The organism is Streptomyces sp. MP131-18 (genome assembly GCF_001984575.1).
GTDB lineage: Bacteria > Actinomycetota > Actinomycetes > Streptomycetales > Streptomycetaceae > Streptomyces > Streptomyces johnsoniae.
In genome coordinates this window covers 2,001,547-2,019,961 of the sequence record NZ_LZNS01000001.1, presented here as the reverse complement: position 1 = coordinate 2,019,961, position 18,415 = coordinate 2,001,547, and the positions used below count along the sequence as shown (strand labels likewise).

16 protein-coding genes and 2 pseudogenes are annotated in these 18,415 nt (G+C 71.9%); 9 read left to right on the top strand and 9 right to left on the bottom strand.

Translation table 11 applies throughout. The features are described from left to right. Positions 1-19: 19 nt before the first annotated feature. The 5 genes and pseudogenes from STBA_RS08805 to STBA_RS08790 form a co-directional block, all read left to right on the top strand. Positions 20-1,204: a helix-turn-helix transcriptional regulator gene (locus STBA_RS08805; RefSeq protein WP_077058702.1), complete on the top strand. Its 1,185-nt coding sequence runs from the start codon at positions 20-22 to the stop codon at positions 1,202-1,204. A gap of 260 nt (positions 1,205-1,464) precedes the next feature. Then, positions 1,465-1,713: a hypothetical protein gene (locus tag STBA_RS08800; RefSeq protein ID WP_077058701.1), complete on the top strand. Its 249-nt coding sequence runs from the start codon at positions 1,465-1,467 to the stop codon at positions 1,711-1,713. Further along, the gene (locus tag STBA_RS37675) at positions 1,706-1,906 is read left to right on the top strand and encodes a hypothetical protein (RefSeq protein WP_079251812.1); all 201 of its coding nucleotides are present in this window, start codon (positions 1,706-1,708) and stop codon (positions 1,904-1,906) included. The genes STBA_RS08800 and STBA_RS37675 overlap by 8 nt, the downstream gene beginning before the upstream one ends. Next, entirely contained in the window at positions 1,903-2,148 is a 246-nt protein-coding gene (locus STBA_RS08795) for a hypothetical protein (protein WP_079251811.1), read from the top strand. Before STBA_RS37675 ends, STBA_RS08795 begins: the two co-directional genes overlap by 4 nt. Before the next feature lie 90 nt (positions 2,149-2,238). Then, positions 2,239-2,508: pseudogene (locus STBA_RS08790) on the top strand (hypothetical protein); the annotation flags it as partial. A gap of 103 nt (positions 2,509-2,611) precedes the next feature. Here STBA_RS08790 and STBA_RS08785 read toward each other — a convergent pair. After that, on the bottom strand, positions 2,612-5,347 hold the full coding sequence (locus STBA_RS08785) for a hypothetical protein (RefSeq protein WP_077058700.1): 2,736 nt from the start codon (positions 5,345-5,347) through the stop codon (positions 2,612-2,614). A 108-nt stretch (positions 5,348-5,455) separates the two neighbouring features. Further along, entirely contained in the window at positions 5,456-7,567 is a 2,112-nt protein-coding gene (locus tag STBA_RS08780; RefSeq protein WP_077058699.1) for an alpha-galactosidase, read from the bottom strand. Between the two features lie 212 nt (positions 7,568-7,779). Between STBA_RS08780 and STBA_RS08775 the strand changes: the two genes are divergently transcribed. After that, a complete protein-coding gene (locus STBA_RS08775) occupies positions 7,780-9,099 on the top strand; it encodes an ABC transporter substrate-binding protein (protein ID WP_077058698.1) in 1,320 nt (439 codons plus the stop codon). Positions 9,100-9,262: 163 nt separating this feature from the next. Next, positions 9,263-10,093 carry a sugar ABC transporter permease gene (locus STBA_RS08770; protein WP_077063197.1) on the top strand — a complete coding sequence of 277 codons (831 nt, stop codon included), beginning with the start codon at positions 9,263-9,265 and terminating at the stop codon, positions 10,091-10,093. A 37-nt stretch (positions 10,094-10,130) separates the two neighbouring features. Here the strand turns inward: STBA_RS08770 and STBA_RS08765 are convergent, their stop codons facing one another. Continuing rightward, positions 10,131-11,342: an RNA-guided endonuclease TnpB family protein gene (locus tag STBA_RS08765; protein WP_077063196.1), complete on the bottom strand. Its 1,212-nt coding sequence runs from the start codon at positions 11,340-11,342 to the stop codon at positions 10,131-10,133. Between the two features lie 143 nt (positions 11,343-11,485). Between STBA_RS08765 and STBA_RS08760 the strand changes: the two genes are divergently transcribed. After that, on the top strand, positions 11,486-12,319 hold the full coding sequence (locus STBA_RS08760) for a carbohydrate ABC transporter permease (protein WP_077058697.1): 834 nt from the start codon (positions 11,486-11,488) through the stop codon (positions 12,317-12,319). Positions 12,320-12,350: 31 nt separating this feature from the next. Here the strand turns inward: STBA_RS08760 and STBA_RS08755 are convergent, their stop codons facing one another. After that, on the bottom strand, positions 12,351-13,553 hold the full coding sequence (locus STBA_RS08755) for a serine hydrolase domain-containing protein (RefSeq protein ID WP_253194586.1): 1,203 nt from the start codon (positions 13,551-13,553) through the stop codon (positions 12,351-12,353). An 87-nt stretch (positions 13,554-13,640) separates the two neighbouring features. Beyond that, positions 13,641-14,039 (bottom strand): helix-turn-helix domain-containing protein, encoded by a 399-nt coding sequence (locus STBA_RS08750; RefSeq protein WP_077058695.1) that lies wholly within the window; start codon positions 14,037-14,039, stop codon positions 13,641-13,643. Positions 14,040-14,117: 78 nt separating this feature from the next. Between STBA_RS08750 and STBA_RS08745 the strand changes: the two genes are divergently transcribed. Further along, positions 14,118-14,969, top strand: a complete 852-nt coding sequence (locus STBA_RS08745; protein WP_077058694.1) for an SDR family NAD(P)-dependent oxidoreductase — start codon at positions 14,118-14,120, stop codon at positions 14,967-14,969. 6 nt (positions 14,970-14,975) lie between these two features. Here STBA_RS08745 and STBA_RS08740 read toward each other — a convergent pair whose 3' ends face one another. The 4 genes and pseudogenes from STBA_RS08740 to STBA_RS08725 all read right to left on the bottom strand — a co-directional run bounded on the left by STBA_RS08740 (position 14,976) and on the right by STBA_RS08725 (position 18,316). Then, the gene (locus tag STBA_RS08740; RefSeq protein ID WP_079251808.1) at positions 14,976-15,521 is read right to left on the bottom strand and encodes a hypothetical protein; all 546 of its coding nucleotides are present in this window, start codon (positions 15,519-15,521) and stop codon (positions 14,976-14,978) included. A 199-nt stretch (positions 15,522-15,720) separates the two neighbouring features. Next, positions 15,721-16,281: a DUF5994 family protein gene (locus tag STBA_RS37090; RefSeq protein WP_077058693.1), complete on the bottom strand. Its 561-nt coding sequence runs from the start codon at positions 16,279-16,281 to the stop codon at positions 15,721-15,723. 239 nt (positions 16,282-16,520) lie between these two features. Beyond that, positions 16,521-17,092, bottom strand: a pseudogene (locus tag STBA_RS08730) (SDR family oxidoreductase). Between the two features lie 201 nt (positions 17,093-17,293). After that, entirely contained in the window at positions 17,294-18,316 is a 1,023-nt protein-coding gene (locus STBA_RS08725) for a zinc-dependent alcohol dehydrogenase family protein (protein WP_077058692.1), read from the bottom strand. Positions 18,317-18,415 lie beyond the last annotated feature (99 nt).

Here is an 18,415-nt window from a genome sequence, read left to right as displayed (position 1 = left end):
GGAACGATCGGAGACCAATATGCCCGAGCAGTACGACGACCGCACCGGTGCGCGTATCGCAGCGCACCGGAAACGGTCTGGCCTCACCCAGCGGGGCTTGGCCCAGCGCATCCCCTACAGCTACAGCCTGCTGCGGCATGTGGAGGCAGGGCACAAGGCGCCCTCGCCGCAGCTCGTCGCCGCGGTCGCGCGGGCGCTCGGCGTCCCCATCACAGCCCTGACAGGACACTCCGTACACTCTCTGCACCCCGACCACGTGGCCGCACTCATCCGGCCCATTCGCGAGGCTCTCGACCTGTACGACCTGCCGACCGACTTGTACCAGCCGTCGGCGACTACCGCCGACCTGGTTGTGGCGGCGGATGCCCTATGCCGAGACGTGCGCGCGGCGCGACTCCAGCAGGCCGCCGCCGCGCTCCCCAGCCTGTTGGCGGACCTGACCATGGTGTGCAGGGACCGCCCGGCTACGGACGCGTGGAGGGCACTGTCGTCGGCGTACCGGAGCGCCCACGATGTGGCTACGAAGTTCAGCTACGGCGATCTTGCGGTGCGAGCGCTGGACCGGATGGGGTGGGCGACCGAGCGCGCGTCGGACCCGGTGTTGGGCGCGGTGCGCCAGTACAAGCGGGCGTTGTCCTACAGGTCTCGGGAGTCCCAGTACCACGTCGGGCTGAGCATGGTGGCCGAGGGGCATCGGTTCCTCGCGCAGGCACAGGTCGGCACGGAGGCCAGTGCGGTCGCGGGGCAGTTGCACCTTGGGGCGGCTGTCATCGCGGCTCGGGCGGACGATGGGACCGCGGCGGAGGCGCATCTGGGGCAGGCGCGGGAGCTGGCTGCCCGGACGGGCGAGGTCGGAACCGTGTACTGGTTGTCGTTCGGCCCGGCGAACGTCGGGGTCCACGAGACGTTCGCTCGGCTGGAGCTCCGGCAGTTTGACGAGGCGTATGCCGCGGCCCGCGCAGTGCGGCCGCCTCGTGGCTGGGCGACGTCGAGACGTGCGGCGCACCTGGTGGACCAGGCGCGGGCGGAGATGGAGACCGGTCGCACCGACGCCGCCCTCGCGTCGCTGTCCCTGGCGCGGAAGTTGGCGCCGCAGCAGACCCGCTTCCAGCCGCGGGTCCGGGAGACGGTGCAGGGACTGCTGCACATGCGTCGCCGGTCGCCGGACGCGCTGTCGCGTATGGCGACGTGGGTGGGCTGCTGAGGAAGGAAGTGTCACCGAAGGGTGACACTTAGGCACTTCTGAGGCTGTCACGGTGATGGAACCCAATCACCGATGATGCCAGGGGGTGTCGCGTGCGAACCGAGACCGCGAGTGCTGAGTGGATTCCCCGCGGGGGTGTGGAGTCGTTGCCGTGTGGGCGGTGGTTCGATGGGGTGCAGTTGCCGACGTTTGTCGGGTTGCGGGTTGTCTCGCGGTTGCGGGAGCGGTCGGGGCCGGTCGTTCAGGATCAGGTTGCCGATGTGCTGACCTGGCTGGTGCTGCCCGGTGCGGCGGAAGAGTGGGAGGAACGGGCGCCGGGGGTGGACATCGTGCGCGGGCCGCGGGTGCTGGCCGTGCCGCCCGCGGCGTGGTGTGAGGGGCCGTGGACCGGTGGCACGGCCATCCGCTGGCTGATCCGCCCGACTCCCACGTGCCTGACCGATCCGCCGGTGCTGCTCGAAGCACTGCGGCACGTCGTCCTCCCACCGCGGGGAGGCCGCCGTGCCTGACGCGCCGCTGCCGGTTCTGCTGATGGGACTTGACCTGGAACGGGACTTGTCACCACGGCAGTGGTCCGGGGCCGCCTGCGTGTTGTGCCGGACCTGGCTCGGCCACCGCCCCGGCGAACGTTCCCGCGTCCTGGCCACCGTGAACGGCCGCCCGCTGCGCGCCTGCGCCCCGGCCTGCGGGGTCCGGCCGTGAACGCCGGGGTACTGGTGGCCGTGGAGGTGGATGCCACCACCATCGCCCGCGGCGACCAAGTCATGGTCGGCGGCCAAACGTTCACCGTCACCGACATGACCGCCATGCGCGGCGGAGCGAAACGCCTGGTCTTCAGTTCAGGCGAGTCATTCGTCATGACGCGCACCACCACCCTGTGGGCCGCCCGCCGCCATATCCCCCTCCGCCTCGGCCGACGGCGCCCCCCGGCAGCCACATCCTGAGACCGGCTGGTCGCCGGGCCCCACGCCCCCGGGCGCCGTGTCCGTCATGGCTCCTCCACGCCAACGCGCCAGCGCCCGGGGAACGCCTGCCCCGAAATCCACATCGGTGTGGGAAAGATCGTCGATATCGGCGTGCACACGCTGATCCTCGACACTCCCGTTTACTTCGCTTTCTGCGAGGTCTACAACGGCGGGAAGTACAAGCACCACGCACCGCTGATCGAACGGCGGAACGACGGGCTGGTCATCCGGACGGCCGATGCCCTGCGAGAGCAGGACTTCGTGCCGGACGAGGAGCTGTGGGCCATGGATGGCGCCGACTGCTCCCCGTGCGACAACAAGGTTCCCGACAGTCACTAGTACCCGCTAGCACGGCGGCCACTGGGGCGAGGACAGCAACGACCCGGCCCGTCCCCGGCACCCGTGTCTGTGCCGGGGACAGTGACCGGCCGCCCCGCCGCCGCTACGCCGGGGCGGTTTCGAAGCCGTCCGTGGTCAGGGGGGCGATGGTCACCGAGTCGATGTCCGGTGCCCAGGCGCCCGGTACGTCGTTGCCGAGGAACAGGGAGCCGTCCGCGGTGGACAGGGTCACGCCGACCGACCGCTCCCAGAAGCTGTGCCAGTGGTGGTTGTTGCGGAACATCCCCCGGCCGGCATAGCCCTCGGCGCCGTCCTCCGTGATCTGGAGGCCACGGTCGACGACCTGCGGGTTGTAATCGTGGTCGCCCGAGGTCTCGGCGTTCGCGTAACGCACCACGGCGGTGTAGTCGCCCGGCGCGTCGAATCCCGGCTGCCGTGGGATCTCCAGCCGGTTGCGGGCCCCGGCCGTGTCGTTGCCCAGGTACCTGACGACGCTGCCGCCCGAGGCGTTGCTGCCCGAACTCTCCGGCAGCGTCTCGACGGCCGCCGCCCCGTGCAGGACGGCATCCTCCGCCTGAATGGTGACGGCCGCCGCGTCCGCCGCCGCGTTCCGCGCGGTCGTCACCGCGGAGACGGCGATGCCCTCCGCCGACGTGACCTCCAACTCGTTGATGCCCTCGGCGAGATGAACGCGCGCCGTGGAACGCCACGTGCCCGCGCCCGGCGCCTCGAACGGGCCGGCCTCGGCCCCGTTCACGCGCAGCGACGCCGAAGCGGCCCCCGTGCTCGCGTAGTCGACGACGACGTCGTGGTAGCCGGACTCCCATGCGGTCACGTACAGGTCGGCGCGCTGCCCGGCGCCCGCGATCCGCGCGGAGCCCCGCGTTCCCGGCTCCTCGAACGCGAGGCGGGCGCCGCCGTCGAGGCGCATGCCGCTTGCCGGGTACACCGTCGGCTGGCCGTCCGTCACGTCGGTCAGGACGTACCGGTCCAGCGTGATGTCGCTGTTCGGCAGCGCGGTGGCGCCGTCGGCGCCGGCCCGCAGCGACAGGGTGTGTTCCCCCGCGGGCAGCTCGATCTCGACCTCGGCGCTGCCCCGGTACATCCACTTGCCCCGCGTCCACAGGTCGGAGGAGTACTGGACGGTCGCGCCGAACCGGTCGTCGACGAACAGGGCGTGGCGGCCGGGGCCCGGCGCCGAGCCGACGACCTGGAAGCGGTAGGTGCCCGTCCGCGGCACGGTGACCGTGAAGTCCGAACGCGAGCCCGGCTGGTTGAACTCGGCCACGTCCGCGTCGCCGGAAGCCTGGAACTCGTGGTCGGCGGCGTCGCGGACGGACGCCGCGGTCAGCTGCGTGTCCTCCGCCTCGAAGGACCGGCTCCACGCCTGGTCCGCGAGCGCGGCCTCGACGTCGCGGTCCTGGCGGGGCGTGATGACGACCTGGTAGGCGGCGTCCTCGTCGTGCGTCGGGACCGTGACGTCCGCCAGCGTGCCGTCGCCGCCGAGCGGCACGCCCTCAAGGGCCGCCACGAGCCGCGGATTCCCGTGGACGCCCTCCGCGCCGGTGAGCGTGATCTCCCGCACCTCGACGTCGACCCGGCTGCCGAACAGGGACCGGTCCAGGCCGCGCAGGTCAAGCGCCACGTCGGCGTTCGTGCCGCCGTAGAGAACGGTGGCCCGCCGGTTGTCCTCGTCGACGGCGCCGATGCCCCGCAGCGAGGTCACGTCCCCGGGGTGCGGCGGGGTCACCCGGACCGTCCGCGAGCCCGCCAGATCCCCGTACCACTTGAACATCCACCAACCGCCGTTCGCGCCGTTGGCACGGGCCATGTTGTCCGAGAAGTTGCCCGCGTAGTTCCAGTAGGCGGTCTGGGCGTCGACCTTCTCCGCCTCGAAGGCCGCGAACCACCGGGCGATCCGGCCCGGCGTGCTCATGTCCTGAAGCCCGCCCCACTCGCTGATGGTGACCGGCAGGTCCACGTCCGCGCCCAGGAACTCGTCCTCCAGCGCCCGGTATTCGCGCATGTGGCCGCGGAACAGGTCGGGGTCCGTGCCGCCCAGCTCGTGCCAGATGTAGGTGTCCGGCACGACGTCGTGCGCCGCGGCGTACTCCAGGAAGTCCCGCTCGCGCCGGTTGTCGTCCGGCTCGGCGGAGCCGTACCAGCGCGAGTGCCCGGGGCCGCCGATGCGCGGCTGCACCGCGCCGTCGAAGACCTCGTCGTAGATCTCGTGCACCAGGTGGTACACCTCGGTCCAGTCGGCCAGGAACTGGTCCTTCATCCCGGGCCAGTCCTGGTACCAGATGCCGTCCGGCTCGTTGAAGATGACGAACAGGTACTGGTCCGGGTGCGCGGATTCGGTGGCGATCCGGGTGACGACGTGCCGCACGACCTCCAGGTAGTCCCAGGTGCCGTTCCCGCCTTCCGTCCACGAGCCGTCCGCCTGGTCGTACGTGCGCGTGTCCTGCGGGCGTTCGCCCTCGTGGTACGGCCAGTCCGGGTACAGGTCCTGGACGTACACGGCCAGCTCCCTGCCGTGCTTGTCGAAGAAGCCGTCCTCGACGTTCAGGACGTCACCGCTCGGATGCTGGAGGCCCGCCGGCGGCTTCTGCGAGGAGTTGGTGATGTGCGCGCCGTTGACCAGCGCGCGGGTCGGGGAGCCGTCGTCGCCGAAGCCGTAGAGCGTGCCGCTGGCGCCCCCGTGGAACGCGCCGGTCGTCTCGCCGAAGTCGACGGCCAGAACGTCGGGTTCCGCGGCCGCGGCCCCCGGGGGCACCAGCAGCCCCGCGGCGGTGACCGCGGCGGCGGCCCCGGCCAGGTGTCTCAGGGATTTCCTCATCGGTGCTGCCTCCTCGTATCCGGGATGTTCGTGATGTCCGTAGTCGTGCTCGGACGCGGCCCCACCGCCCCGCGGGCGCAGCCCCGCCGCCCCCGCCCGGCCGCCCCCTCACGTGGTCAGTCGCAGCAGCAGAGCCGTGCCGGGCCTGGGCAGGGTGACGGCCAGCTCGCCCAACGCGGCGGACCACGCCGCGCCGCCCGCCGAGCCGGCGGGGAACAGCACCTCCACGCCCGCCGCCCGGCCGCGCAGGTGCGGCAGGGGGAGCACCGCGTCAGGACCGCCGCCCTCGCGGCGCCACACGGTGAGATAGGACGCCCGGCCGGCCCGCAGCCCCAGGGCGGTCCACGGGTCGGTCCAGGCGGGCAGGCCCAGCGGCCAGAACGGCACGGCGTCCGGCAGGTCCTGCCGGATCGACCGGTACACCCCGACCGCTTCCCGCACCCGCCCGAGCTGCGCCGGCGACATGCGGTCGAGACGGCCGGAGAGGTGAACGCGGCCGAGCAGGGCGCCCGCCAGGATGAACGCGTTCTCCTCGTCGCCGAACTCCGGCTGCACGTACGCCCACACGGCCCCCTGTTCGGGCGGCACCGCCGTCGGTGCCGCGGCGGCGATCGGCGGGTAGCGCAGGTGGTCCTGCTGGTCGCTGGTCGACTGGAGCTGCGCCACGCCGAGCAGCGCCCCGTCCATGCGCATGCCGCCCGAGGCGCAGTTCTCGATGACGAGCCCCGGGTACCGGTCGAGGACCGCGTTCAGCCAGTCCAGGTAGGCGCGCGCGTGCCCGAGCAGGCCCGCGCCCGGGCTCTCCGCGCCGCCGCCGTCGGTGCCGGGCGGCACGCTGATGTTGTAGTCGAGCTTGAGGTAGCCCACGCCCCAGGCGCCGACGAGCCGGTCGACCGTCTCGTCCAGGTGCGAGGCGGCCGCCGGATGCCGCAGGTCGAGCTGGTGGCGGCCGTGCTCCCTGATGCGCACCCCGTCGCGCCGGAAGAACGCCTCGTCGGGCAGCCGTTCGGCCAGCGGGCTGCGCACGCCGACGACCTCGGGCTCCAGCCACAGGCCCGGCACCATGCCGTGGTGCCGTATCCGGTCGAGCACTTCGTGGATGCCGCGCGGACCGGGGAACCGGCTCGCCGCGGGCTGCCACGCGCCGACGCTGTCCCACCAGCCGGCCGCGTCGTCGTCGTACCAGCCGGAGTCGATGACGAAGTACTCCGCACCGGCCAGGGCCGCGGCGTCGACGAGCGGCAGCAGTTTCCCGGTGGTCGGGTCGCCGGAGAGGGTGTTCATGTAGTCGTTGAAGATCACCGGCAGCGCCCGGTGGTCGGGGTGCGGCCGGCGCACCCGCCGCCGGTAGCCGGTCAGTGCGCCGAGCGCGCCGTCGAAGCCCTCCTCGGACATCGCGACGGCGGCCGGCTGGGTGCGGAAGGACTGTCCTGGGGACAGGCGCTCGCGCCACTGGTGCTCGGTGTCGGTGGGCCCGTGCAGCGCCAGATAGGTGCCGCCCTCCCGCTCCCCGGTCTCCCAGGCCCACCCGCAGGGCGACTCGACCTGCCACAACCAGCACCGTCCGCCGGTGCGTTCGGTCAGGGCGCCCATGGGGAGGTGGCCGTCGGTGGACCAGCTGCCTCGGCTGCCGAGGGCGAAGTGCCCCCGGCTGTCGTGCTCGTGCACGCCGCGGTTGAGGTCGGGCAGGTGGTCGCGCAGCGGCGCGCTGCGCCAACGGCACTCGGCCAGCCAGTCGTTGTCCGCCCAGTGCAGCTCCAGCTCGCCGGGCGCGGGCAGGCCGCCGAGGGCGAACGAGGAGACGGCCAGCAGCGTGACCGGCTCCTGGCCCTCGTTGCGGATTTCGGTGCCGGCGCGGACGACGGGCAGCCCTTCGGGGGAGGAGAGCCGGAGTACGGCGGTGATGCCGCTGACCGCGTCGTGCAGGTCGAGGCGCAGCACGTGCCAGTCGCCGTCGCGTTCCCTGGTGTGGCCGCGCAGCCGCAGGCGCGCGCCGACGGCGGTCTCGATCGACCGCCGCCCCGACCATCCGCTGCCGTGCCCGAGCGCCAGCACTTCGACCACCGGAGTCGCCCGCCGCAGTTCCGCCGCCGCGGTGCCCCGGGGGCCGAGGCCGACGATCCGCAGGGAGCCGTCGGGTGCCGTGGCGAACTCGGCGGACAGCGCGGAGTGCCCCCAGTGGATGCGCTGGGTGCCACCAGCCGCGGGTGTACCGGACAACGCGTGCCTCCCGGCGAATCCGTTGGTGCGAGTTGGTGCAGTTCTTGACGTCCAAAGTGTTACCGGTCACAATCCTGGCATGCGTGTGACCGGTAACACAAGGCTGCGGGGCGGCAGCCGGCCGCGGGAGCCGAAGCGGTCACGCGTACCGGCCCCGTGAGCGGCCGGCCCGAGAACTGAACCCGCACCGACCACCCTTCCCGGAGTCCGCCATGCGAAGAGTCGCCGGCCTGACGGCCCTCATATGCACCGCTGCCCTGACCCTGACCGCGTGCAGCGACAGCACGGCGGGCGGGCCGCCCGACAGCGGCGGCGGCCCGCCGGTCGACCCCACCGCGAGCCTGGAAGGCGTGGAACTCACCTTCTGGACCGCGCAGAACAGCGTCACCGCCCCCGAGCCGGTGATCGAGGCGTTCGAGGCGGCGACCGGCGCCGAGGTGTCCACCGAGGCCATCCCCGACCTCTACGAACAGAACGTGCCCACCCGGCTGGCCGGCGGCGACAAGCCGGACCTGATGTTCTGGCAGCCCAGCATCAGCACGCTCCCGTTCATCCAGCCCCGGCAGAACCTGCTCCCGCTGGACGAGGAACCGTGGGTGGAGGCCCTCGGCCCGACCGAGCGGTCCCTCGGGGTCGTCGACGGCACCCGTTACGCCGCGATCGTCACCAGCCCGGCGATGCTCGGCGTCTACTACAACAAGGATGTCTTCGCCGAAGCCGGCCTTGACGAGGCGGACTTCCCCGGCAGCTACGCGGAGCTGCTCGCCCTCGGGCACACCGTCGCGGACCGGACGGACGCGGCCCCGTTCTACGAGGTGGGCGGCGACAAGTGGCCCCTCCAGTGGCAGGTCCAGGTCCAGCTCACCGACCTGCCCGACGCCTGGTGGGAGGGGCTGAACCGCAACGAGGAGTCGTGGACCGACCCGGCCGTCGTCGACGCCATCACCCGCTACCAGGACGACCTGCTCGGCGCCGGACTGGCCCAGGAGAACTACCGCACCGGCACGTTCACCGGCCAGGGCGAGGCCCTCTGGGACGGCACCGCCGCCATGGCGCTCAACGTCACCTCCTTCCAGTCCCAGCTCCAGGCGCAGTACGGCAGCGCCGGGATCGACGACCGGATCGGCTGGTTCCCCATCGCCAACTCCGAGGCGCGCGGGCTGTATTCGCCGGACCAGACCAACGGCGTCGTCGCCTTCCGCACCGGCGACGAGCAACGGCAGAACGCCGCCCGCCAGTTCCTCGCCTTCTGGCTGGGGCCCCACTACCCGGACTACGTCGACGCCAGGGACATCCCGTCCATCCAGCCGGACGTGCCCACCCCCGACGGGCTGCCGCAGACCGCCCTCGACCAGGTGGCCGCGCTGCCCGACGCCCACGGCGTCTTCCAGGCCCGCGCCATCGTCGCCCCGGAGCTGCACGTCGGCCTCGCGGACATGATCCACGGGGAACGGTCGCCGCGGGACGTCGCCGAGTTCGTGCAGGACCAGTTCACCGAAATCGCCCGCGCCCAGGGCGCGGCGGGCTTCTGACCCGAGCGAAGGGACACGCATCGTGGCGCACACCGCCACCGACAGGGCGTCCGCGAAGGCGGCCGGGCGCGGGCGCCGCCGGGCGCCGGGACCGCCCGGGGGCGGCGCGGCCCGCCCGGGGCGGCTCTCCGCCGCCGCCGTTCACCACCCCTGGTGGTTCGCCCTGCCGGCCGTCGTCGTGTTCGGCGGGTTCTTCCTGCTGCCCAACCTCCTCAACTTCTGGTACCCGTTCACCGACTGGTCCGCGTACCACAGCGAGATCGGCTTCGCCGGCCTGGACAACTTCCGCGCCGTCCTCGACGACGGAACGCTGTGGCGGGCCATCCGCGTGACGCTGACGTACGCGCTGCTCGCCGCCTTCTTCCAGAACCTCTTCGGCCTGCTGCTGGCGCTGCTGCTGGAGAAGGACACGCGCTTCAACCGCTTCTTCCGCGCCGTGTTCTTCCTGCCGGTGCTGATCTCGGCGCTCGCGGTCGGCTACGTCTTCCAGGCGCTGCTCAACACCGAAGGCGCCGTGAACGACCTGCTCGGCACGTCCATCCCCTGGCTGGGCGACACCACGTGGACCGTCGTCCTGGTCGCCGTCATCCACGGCTGGAAGTGGATGGGGCTCGCCATGCTCATCTACCTCGCGGGCCTCAAGGGCATCCCGGACGAGGTCACGGAGGCGGCGCGCGCGGACGGCGCGGGGCCGTGGCGGATGTTCAGGTCCGTCCGCTTCCCCCTGCTCGCGCCGGCCGTCACGTTCAACGTCACGACCTCGCTGCTGGGCTCGATGAACACCTTCGACATCGTCCAGGCCACGACGGCGGGCGGCCCGGCGGCCTCCACCGAGGTCATGAACATCTACATGTTCCGCGTCTTCGGACAGGGCCTTTACGCCCAGGCGTCCGCGATGAGCCTCGTGCTGTTCCTCGTGGTCATCGCCAAGGCGATCCCACTCATCACCGGCCTGCGCCGCAGGGAGGAACTGCTGTCAAATTCTCGGCCTTGAGGGAGTGAGATTGTCACCCGATCCGCTAAGGCGTTGATTACAAGTGGAGCGCGACTGGCTGCCGCGTTGGTCCCCTGCGTCCGGTATAGCGCTGGGCCGTACTGGGGCGTTTGACTGCGCCCCGCTGCCACACAGCCTCGCCTCGGTGGGCGATGTTGCGGGAGCCGTTGTGGTCCGCGTGCAGCACAATCCCGCAGGACCGGCATACGAACCGTGCTTGATCCACCCTGTTCGTGCGGTGGGTGTGCCGGCACTCGGAGCACTGGCGGGAGGTGTTGCGCGGGCCCACGTGGACCACCGCGACACCGGCCCGCCGGGCTTTGTACTCGACAAACGTGCCGAGTTGGGCGAAGGCCCAGGAGTGCAGTCGTGCCCGCTGGTCTTTCCTGGCCGTGACCCTCTGCCGGATACCGCCCAGGTCTTCCAGGGCGATTCCGCGAGAGGTGCGTTCAGCGGTGGCGACGATGCGCTTGGCGATGATGTGGTTGGTGTGCGCCGCGTGCCGGGCTTCCCGGCGCCGCATGCGTTTCAAGGCCCGCTTGGCGGCCTTGGTGCGCTTCTTCTGAAGCTTGCGGCGCAGGTCGCGGTGCCGCTTGCGGTAGCGGTTGAGGCGGCGTCCGGCCATGATCTGACCATCGCTGGTGGTGGCGATGTTGACGATCCCGAGGTCCACGCCCAGGGACCCGTCCGGCTCGGACACCAGCGGCTCGGGCACGTCGATGGTGGCGATGAGGAAGAACGTGCCGTCTCGCATCACCAAGTCGGACTCTCCCTTGCGGGAGGCCAGCAGCGTCATCGCTTCGGGCGAGCAGACGAACGGAATGCCTTTCAGCCGCCCGGCAACCGTCCAGACGGACACGGTCCGCTGATCCAGGTTCCACGTCAGGATGCGGTCATCGAACGGCTGCGCGGCATCGTCACGGAAGCCGACCGGCCTGGACTCGGCCCGCGTCCGGCGCTTCGATCCTTTGGGTCCGAGATTTCCGGCCTTGATGTTGCCCTTGAGCGCGGCGTAGGCATCGCACACCTTCTTGATGGTGCGTACCGCCGCCTGCGCGCCCAGGTCGAAGTCGGCCTTGATCCGGTGGTACACCGCGTCCTGCAGCGTGTTCCGCCGTTTGAGGTCCTTGGTGAACGCCACCTCGGAGGCGGTGTTCGCGGCCCGATTGCAAGCGCGCAGGGTCGCTGCCAGCGCATCCGCGTCATGAGCGGACGCGGGCAGCAATTTCACCTGCGCGACGATCTTCACGCAGAACACACTAGTGCGGCCAATGATTGGAGTTCAGCTTGTCGTCCAGATACAACCAAATGAGCTTTGCCACTACACGGCTCCGCAACAAGGACCCGATTCCTCCCAGGGCTGCGGCTCTCAGCTTTCATGGCAGAACACGGGTGAACCGCCCCGGCCGGTACTGGCGCCTGGGGCGCCCGGTGCTCGTGGTCGTCCTCGCGCTCGTCACCGTCGGCATCCCGCTCTGGCTCGTCCTGGCGACCTCCGCCAAACCCCAGGGCGAGGCCGTCCGCCCGAACCTGGACCCGCCGGGCGACTGGCAGCCCGGCGCCAACTACGCGGACGCCTTCAGCGAGGGCGAGATGCTGCGCGGCTTCGTCAACAGCCTGCTCGTCATCGTTCCCTCCGTGGTGCTCGTGCTGTGCCTCGGCGCCGCCGCGGCCTGGGTGTTCGCCCGCCGCCGCGGGCGGCTCGTCGCCGCGGCGTACGCCGTCTGCATCAGCGGCCTGCTGCTCCCCCCGGCCATCATCACCATCGTGCTGCAACTGCGCCAGCTCGGCCTCGCCGGCACGCGGCCCGGCATGATCGCGGTCTACACGGCGATGTACCTCTCCACGGCGATCTTCTTCATGACCGGCTTCATCCGCAGCATTCCCTTCGAACTGGAGGAGGCGGCACGGGTGGACGGCGCCCGCCCGCTCCGGGTGTTCCTGCGCATCATCCTGCCGCTGCTGCGCCCGGTCATCGCGACCGCGACGATCATGGTGATGCTGTACGCCTGGAGCGACATCTTCTACGCGTTCTTCGTCCTCGGCGGCGGCGACGCCGCCACCCTGCCGATCAACCTCTACCAAGTGGCGAGCGCGCAGCTGTACCTGAACAACTGGCACCTCGTCTTCGCCTACGTCGTACTGATGAGCCTGCCGATGATCGCGGTCTTCGTCATCGCCCAGCGGCGCATCGTCTCGGGCATCACCAGCGGCGCCGTGAAGTGAGCCGGACGGCGCCGCTCGTTCAGGGGGCCTGTCAGCTGCCGTCCCCGCACAGGGCGTTGTCGATCAGCTCGGTGGCGGTGGCCTCCTGGCGCAGGGCGCTGTCGGCCGAGTCCTGGAGCTGGGTGGACATCGACACCACGACGCTGCGCTCCCCGTCGGCGGTGACGCCGATCCTGGTCTTGTAGCCGATCTGGTCGCCGCTGGGAATCCACACGGTGCCGCCGCACGGCAGCGGACGCGAGAACACGCCGAGACCGTAACGGGCGCCGGGCCAGGGGGTGTCGTCCTCGCCGAGCGCCACGGTGCGCGTCAGCTCCGCCCGTCCGGCCTCGTCGAGCAGCGTGCCGTCGAACAGCGCCCGCGCGAACCGGTCCAGGTCGGCGGTGGTCGAGAGGTAGCCGCCCGAGGCGTCGGCGTCGATCAGCTCGGTGGTGTCCACCAGGTCCTCGCCTGGCGCGAAACGGGTGTAGCCGTGTGCGTGCGGGCGGGGCAGCGTGGGGGAGAGGCCCGGCCAGATGGTGTGCCGCATGCCGAGGGGCGTCAGGATGCGGTCGTTCACCTCCTCGTGCCATGCCCGCCCGGTGGCCCGTTCGATGACCATGCCGAGCACCGCGTAGCCGGTGTTGGAGTAGCTCCAGCCTTCGCCGGGCGGGAAGTCCGGCGCATGGCGCATGGCTGCGGCCACGATCTCCTGCGGCGTGTGCACGTCGTACCGGCTCGCGTAGTAGTCCGCCGCGGAGCCGCCGCGGCTGGGGTAGTTGCCGTCGTACACGCCGCCGGTGTGCTGGAGCAGTGCGCGGAGCGTGATGCGGCTGCCGTCGTGGCCGTTGCCCTCGACGACGCCGGGCAGCCACTCCGCCACGGTGTCGTCCAGCGACAGCGCGCCCTCGCGCGCGAGTTGCAGCAGGACGGTGGCCACGAGCGTCTTGTTGGTGCTGCCGATCCTGAAATATCCGTTCGGCGATACCGGCCGCCCGGTGCTGAGGTCCGCGACGCCCGCGGTCGCGGTGCGCACGCGTCCGTCGGCCCCCGTCACCCGCGCCTGAACGCCGGTCACGCCGGCCGCCGTGATCGCCGCCACGTCCTGCCGCAGCCGGTCCCCGCCGCCCCCGCGCGGGTCCGCCACCGCTCCGCCGGCCGCCGCCGGCCCGGCGAGCGCCGCGAGCACCGCCACCGCGATGCCGCACGCCACCGCCCGCGCGGCGCGGCCCTTCGTCCTCGTCATGTCTGTCATGCCGCTCACCCTGCCGCCCGGCGCCACCGGCCCACCATGCGGCAACCCACCGGCTGCGCGGTGGGGTTACCCCCAGGACCCGGCCGGTCAGCGCGGTTCCGGGGCGCGGCCCGGCGCCGCCCCGTGCCGCACCGCCCAGTCCGCCAGCGCCGACAGCGGTTCGAGCAGCGACCTGCCCAGCGGCGTCAGGCTGTACTCGACGCCGGGCGGCACGGTCGGGAACACCTCGCGTCGCACCAGGCCGTCGTTCTCCAGACCGCGCAGCGTGCGGGTCAGCATGCGCTGGCTGATGCCCTCGACGGCGCGGTGCAACTCGTTGAACCGGTACGGACGGTGTCCGAGCAGGATCATCAGCAGCATGCTCCACTTGTCGCCCACCCGCCGGAACACCTCCCCGACCGGGCAGGCGGCCAACTCGTCCAGCGGCACGGGACGCGGCAGTTCGTGCGCGAGCACCGAGGGAACATCGCTGTGCGTACCTGACATCAAAGTGCCTTCTTTCCCGCTTCCGAGGCCGCGGCCGACGATGGACCGGCCGATCGACGAGCCTATGCGGAGGACACCATGCCGGTCCCAACACGAAAGAACGTGATCATCAGCGGCGGTACCGCCGGCATGGGCCGGGCGACCGCGCTTGAACGGCTGGCGCGCGGTGACCGCGTCACCGTGATCGGCAGCAGCGAGGCCAGAGGGCGCGCGCTGCTCGACCTGGCCGCGCACCCGGACCTGCGGTTCATCCGGGCGGACCTGTCCTCCATCGCCGAGGTCGAGCGGGTCGCGGCCGAGATCGCCGGGCACCACGAGGCGGTGGACGCGCTGGCGCTGTTCGCCAACCGCGTCAGCGTCAAACGGCGGGAGACCCCGGACGGGCTGGAGTTCACCTTCGCCCTCTACTACCTGAGCCGCCACCTGCTCGCCCACCGCCTGCGCCCCCTGCTCGACGCCGCCGAGACCCCCGTCGTCGTGAACGTGGCCGGGGTCGGCAACACCGCGGGCCGGATGCACTGGGACGACCTGCAACTGACCCGCCGCTACGGCCAGGTGCGCGCCCAGCTCCAGGCCGGGCGGGCCAACGACCTGCTCGGCGTGGCCTTTGCCGCGGCCGGCAGCCGGGCCCGTTACGTCCTGTATCACCCGGGCTTCACCCGCAGCGGCGCCGATGCCCACCCGAGTCCGCTGGTCCGCGGCTCGATCCGGCTGCTCGCCCGGTTCTTCGCCCGCCCGGTGGCCGACTCGGCCCGCCCCGTCGTCGACTGGATCGACCGGCCGCCCGCGGAACCGCTGACCGCCGTCGACCGCGGCCGGAACGTTCCGCTGTCGCTGAAGACCCTCGACCCGGCCGACGCGGCCCGCCTCGCGGAGCGCACCGAGGAGCTGCTGAGCCGCGCCCGCCCCGGCCCGGCACCGCGTGACTGAACGGCCTCACCCCTGCGTGCTGTCGTGCCGTCCGAGGGGGTCGGGCGCGGCGGATCGCGCGTTCCAGAGGTCAAGGGCGAGGACGCGGAGAACCGCCGGGCCGGTCGGGCGGCGGAGCTCGCCGATCTGCCGCCAGCCGAGGGCCGAGAAAGCCCGCGCGGCGTACTCGTCGGCGCGGTCCACCAGGGTGACGCCCAACGAGACCTGGTGATCGGCGAACAGACGCTTCTGGAGCCGTTCGGTGAGCCCGCGGTCGCGCTCCCGCGGATGGACCACGATCGCGGTGATGGAGAACACCCGTCCCGACGCGGTGAGGTGCTCGACATCCGGCGGCAGCGGGCCGTCGAACCCGTGCCACCAGGAGCTGCCACGCCCCACCGGGAAACCGAAAGCGCACCCCGCCAGGGTGGTCGTCTCCGCGATGAGCATGCCGAATCCCGGCTGCCTGACATCGTCGGCGAGGCGCCGGAGGAAGTCTTCCCGGCTCCGGTAGTCCACGTCGGTGCCTGCCGTCGTGGACTCCGCGTACAGATCCGCGAGATCCTCCCGCATCCCTTCGGCCTGCCAGCGGCTGAGTCGGCGCAGGCGGGCAGGGGACGTCGCGGACACAGGCCGCTTGCCGGGCCGGGGAGGCGGCCTCACCACACACTCCCGCACGCCGCGCGGCCCGGCCGCCATGGTCGGCCCGTACCGCCGTACAGGCGCAGCACGGCGCTCGCCGTCGCCGCGCGCCGGGACACGAGGTCGTTTGTCATGCCAGGTCCCGCTGCTCGTGGTGCCGTCCGGCGCGCGGATGTTCCGAAGGGACGGCGCCGCCCTCGTCCTCCCACACGGTCAGCAGCTCCGGGTGGGCCGGGTGGGCCGTCTCGTTGGCCATGAGCGCGCTCGCGGTGCGGGGTGGCCCTGACGCGTCGCGTGCCGCGGCCATCAACCGTTCCGCCGAGTGCGCGCCGGTCTCCGGAGGAATCACCAGCAGATCCCAGCGGCCGACGCGGAAGGAGAGAAGCAGGAGCATGTGCGGGTCCAGTTCGGCCGCGAACCAGCCCACCTTGATCACGCGCCGCCCGACCGGCACCTTGCGCGGAACGACCGGCCAGTAGCGGGGGTTCACGGCGACACGGGTGATCCTGCCCCACAGCAGGTCCAGGGCGGCGGCCAGCGCGGGAAGCTCCCGCGACAGCTCCCGGGAACGAGGCCACCATGCCCCGTCCAGCAGCCCGCGCGGAGCATCCGGGCTCTTCAGAGCGAGTCGAGCAGGGAGGGCATCAGCACCCCCCGAGGGGAATGCGGGGCGATCGGTTGTCGCTGACATGGGACGAACCCGTCTCCGGCCACCGCCCGGGGCGAAGGCCGGCATTTTCCTTCGTCGAGAACGGCGCCCGCATGTAAGCCGACGTACGACAAACTCTCGATATCACCACTGTACGGCGACACCGTCACTCCTGCCGTCGCCGCACGAGCTTTTCGAACCACAGCGGCCGGGGGCCGTCGGCTGATGGTTCGGCGTCGTCGCCCTCCGTTCCCGGTTGCGGGGGATTGCGGTGGGTGGTGTCAGCGGGCGACGTAGCCGCCGTCGACGGGGAGGGCGACGCCGATGACGAAGGCGGCTGCGGGGCTGCACAGCCACAGGACGGCGTGGGCGACTTCTTCCGGGGTGCCGAGTCGGTTGATGGGCCGGCCGGCCGGCCGGCTTCGGCCTCGGCGAGGTCGAGTTCTCCCTTGGCGATCATGTCGGTGACCATGGGGGTGCTGACGGTGCCGGGGCAGACGGCGTTGATGCGGATGCCGCGGGGGGCGTATTCGAGGGCGGCGCTGGTGGTCAGGCCGATGACTCCGTGCTTGGAGGCGTGCTAGGAAGCGCGGCCGGGGAGGCCGACGAGGCCGCCGAGGGATGAGCGGTTGACGATGGCCCCGCTGCCTTGTGCGCGCATGTGCCGCAGTTCGTGTTTCATGCTCGCCCAGATGCCGCGGAGGTCGATGGCGTGGACGCGGTCGAAGCGTTCGGCCGGTTCCTCGGCGGCGGCGCCGGCTTCGGCGAAGGCGCGGGCGGTGGCCAGACCCATGCCGGAGGAGGCGCCGGTGACGAAGGCGGCCTGGCCGGTGAAGTCGTAGGTGGGGTTCATGGCGCGTTCCCCGGTCGGCGGCAGGCGGGTCGGGGGCGGTTTTGGTAGTGGCGTCTCCCGCCGCTCGGGGGGCGAGGGAAGCGGTGTCGAGGACGTCGGCCGTGAAGCCGGGCGAGCCAGGTCACCGGTGAACCACTGCCCTGGGCAGCTGCCCCGTCGGGGCCGGTCACGATCTCCATCCGCGGCGGGCGGCTGCGGACGTCACACGCGCAGCAGGGCTTTGATGGCGCGGCGTTCGTCCATGGCCCGGTACGCCTCGGCGGCCCGGTCGAGGGGAAGGGTGAGGTCGAAGACCTTGCCGGGGTGGATCTTCCGCTGCCAGATCAGGTCGATCAGCTCGGGCAGGAAGCGGCGGACCGGGGCGGGGCCGCCGTGGAGGTGGATCTGGGAGAAGAAGAGTTCCTCGCCGCTGAGGGTGACGTCGTGGTTGACGCCCACGAAGCCGAGGTGGCCGCCCGGGCGGGTGGAGCGGATGGCCTGCTGCATCGACTGCTGGGTGCCGACGGCCTCGACGACCGAGTGGGCGCCAAGACCGCCGGTCAGTTCTTTGATCGCGGCGACGCCCTCGTCGCCGCGTTCGGTGACGACGTCGGTGGCGCCGAACTCCCGGGCGAGCTCCTGCCGGGACTCGTGGCGGCTCACCGCGATGATCCGCTCGGCGCCGAGCTGCCGGGCGGCCAGCACGGCGAGCAGGCCGACCGCGCCGTCGCCGACGACCGCGACGGTCTTCCCCGGCCCGGCCTCGGCGGCCACCGCGCCGAACCATCCGGTGCCCAGCACGTCGGAGGCGGCCAGGAGGTGGGGGATCAGGTCCTCCTCGGGCGTGCCCGGGGTGGCCACGAGGGTGCCGTCGGCGTGCGGGATGCGGGCGCGTTCGGACTGGGTGCCGACCTGGGCCATGAACACGCGGTTCACGCAGGAGGAGGGGTAGCCCGAGCGGCAGATCTCGCAGGTGCCGTCGGCGGCGACGAACGTGCCGACGACGAACTGCCCGGGCCGCACGGTGCGGACGTCGCTGCCGACCTCCTCGACGACTCCGACGTACTCGTGCCCCATCGGCATCGGCGCCTGAACCGGCTCGGTGCCGCGGTAGGGCCACAGGTCCGAACCGCAGACGCAGGCCGCCGACACCCGGATGACCGCATCCGTCGGCGCGGTGATCCTCGGGTCGCCGATCTCTTCCACCCGGACGTCGCCGGGAGCGTGCAGCACAGCAGCGCGCATGATGATCCCTCTTCCTCGTTCGCTCGCGTGCCGGCCCTGGCACGGCGGCCGGGTCCGGCTCCTGGGACAGCTAAGGGCGGCCAGGGACAGGTACGGCTC

Bases quoted from the DNA above. Each gene is read 5' to 3' on its own strand.
- STBA_RS08805 (WP_077058702.1), top strand. From the start codon at position 20: ATGCCCGAGCAGTACGACGACCGCACCGGTGCGCGTATCGCAGCGCAC.
- STBA_RS08785 (WP_077058700.1), bottom strand. From the start codon at position 5,347: ATGAGGAAATCCCTGAGACACCTGGCCGGGGCCGCCGCCGCGGTCACC.
- STBA_RS08775 (WP_077058698.1), top strand. From the start codon at position 7,780: ATGCGAAGAGTCGCCGGCCTGACGGCCCTCATATGCACCGCTGCCCTG.
- STBA_RS08755 (WP_253194586.1), bottom strand. From the start codon at position 13,553: ATGACAGACATGACGAGGACGAAGGGCCGCGCCGCGCGGGCGGTGGCG.
- STBA_RS08750 (WP_077058695.1), bottom strand. From the start codon at position 14,039: ATGTCAGGTACGCACAGCGATGTTCCCTCGGTGCTCGCGCACGAACTG.
- STBA_RS08745 (WP_077058694.1), top strand. From the start codon at position 14,118: ATGCCGGTCCCAACACGAAAGAACGTGATCATCAGCGGCGGTACCGCC.
- STBA_RS08740 (WP_079251808.1), bottom strand. From the start codon at position 15,521: ATGCGGGAGGATCTCGCGGATCTGTACGCGGAGTCCACGACGGCAGGC.
- STBA_RS37090 (WP_077058693.1), bottom strand. From the start codon at position 16,281: ATGTCAGCGACAACCGATCGCCCCGCATTCCCCTCGGGGGGTGCTGAT.
- STBA_RS08725 (WP_077058692.1), bottom strand. From the start codon at position 18,316: ATGCGCGCTGCTGTGCTGCACGCTCCCGGCGACGTCCGGGTGGAAGAG.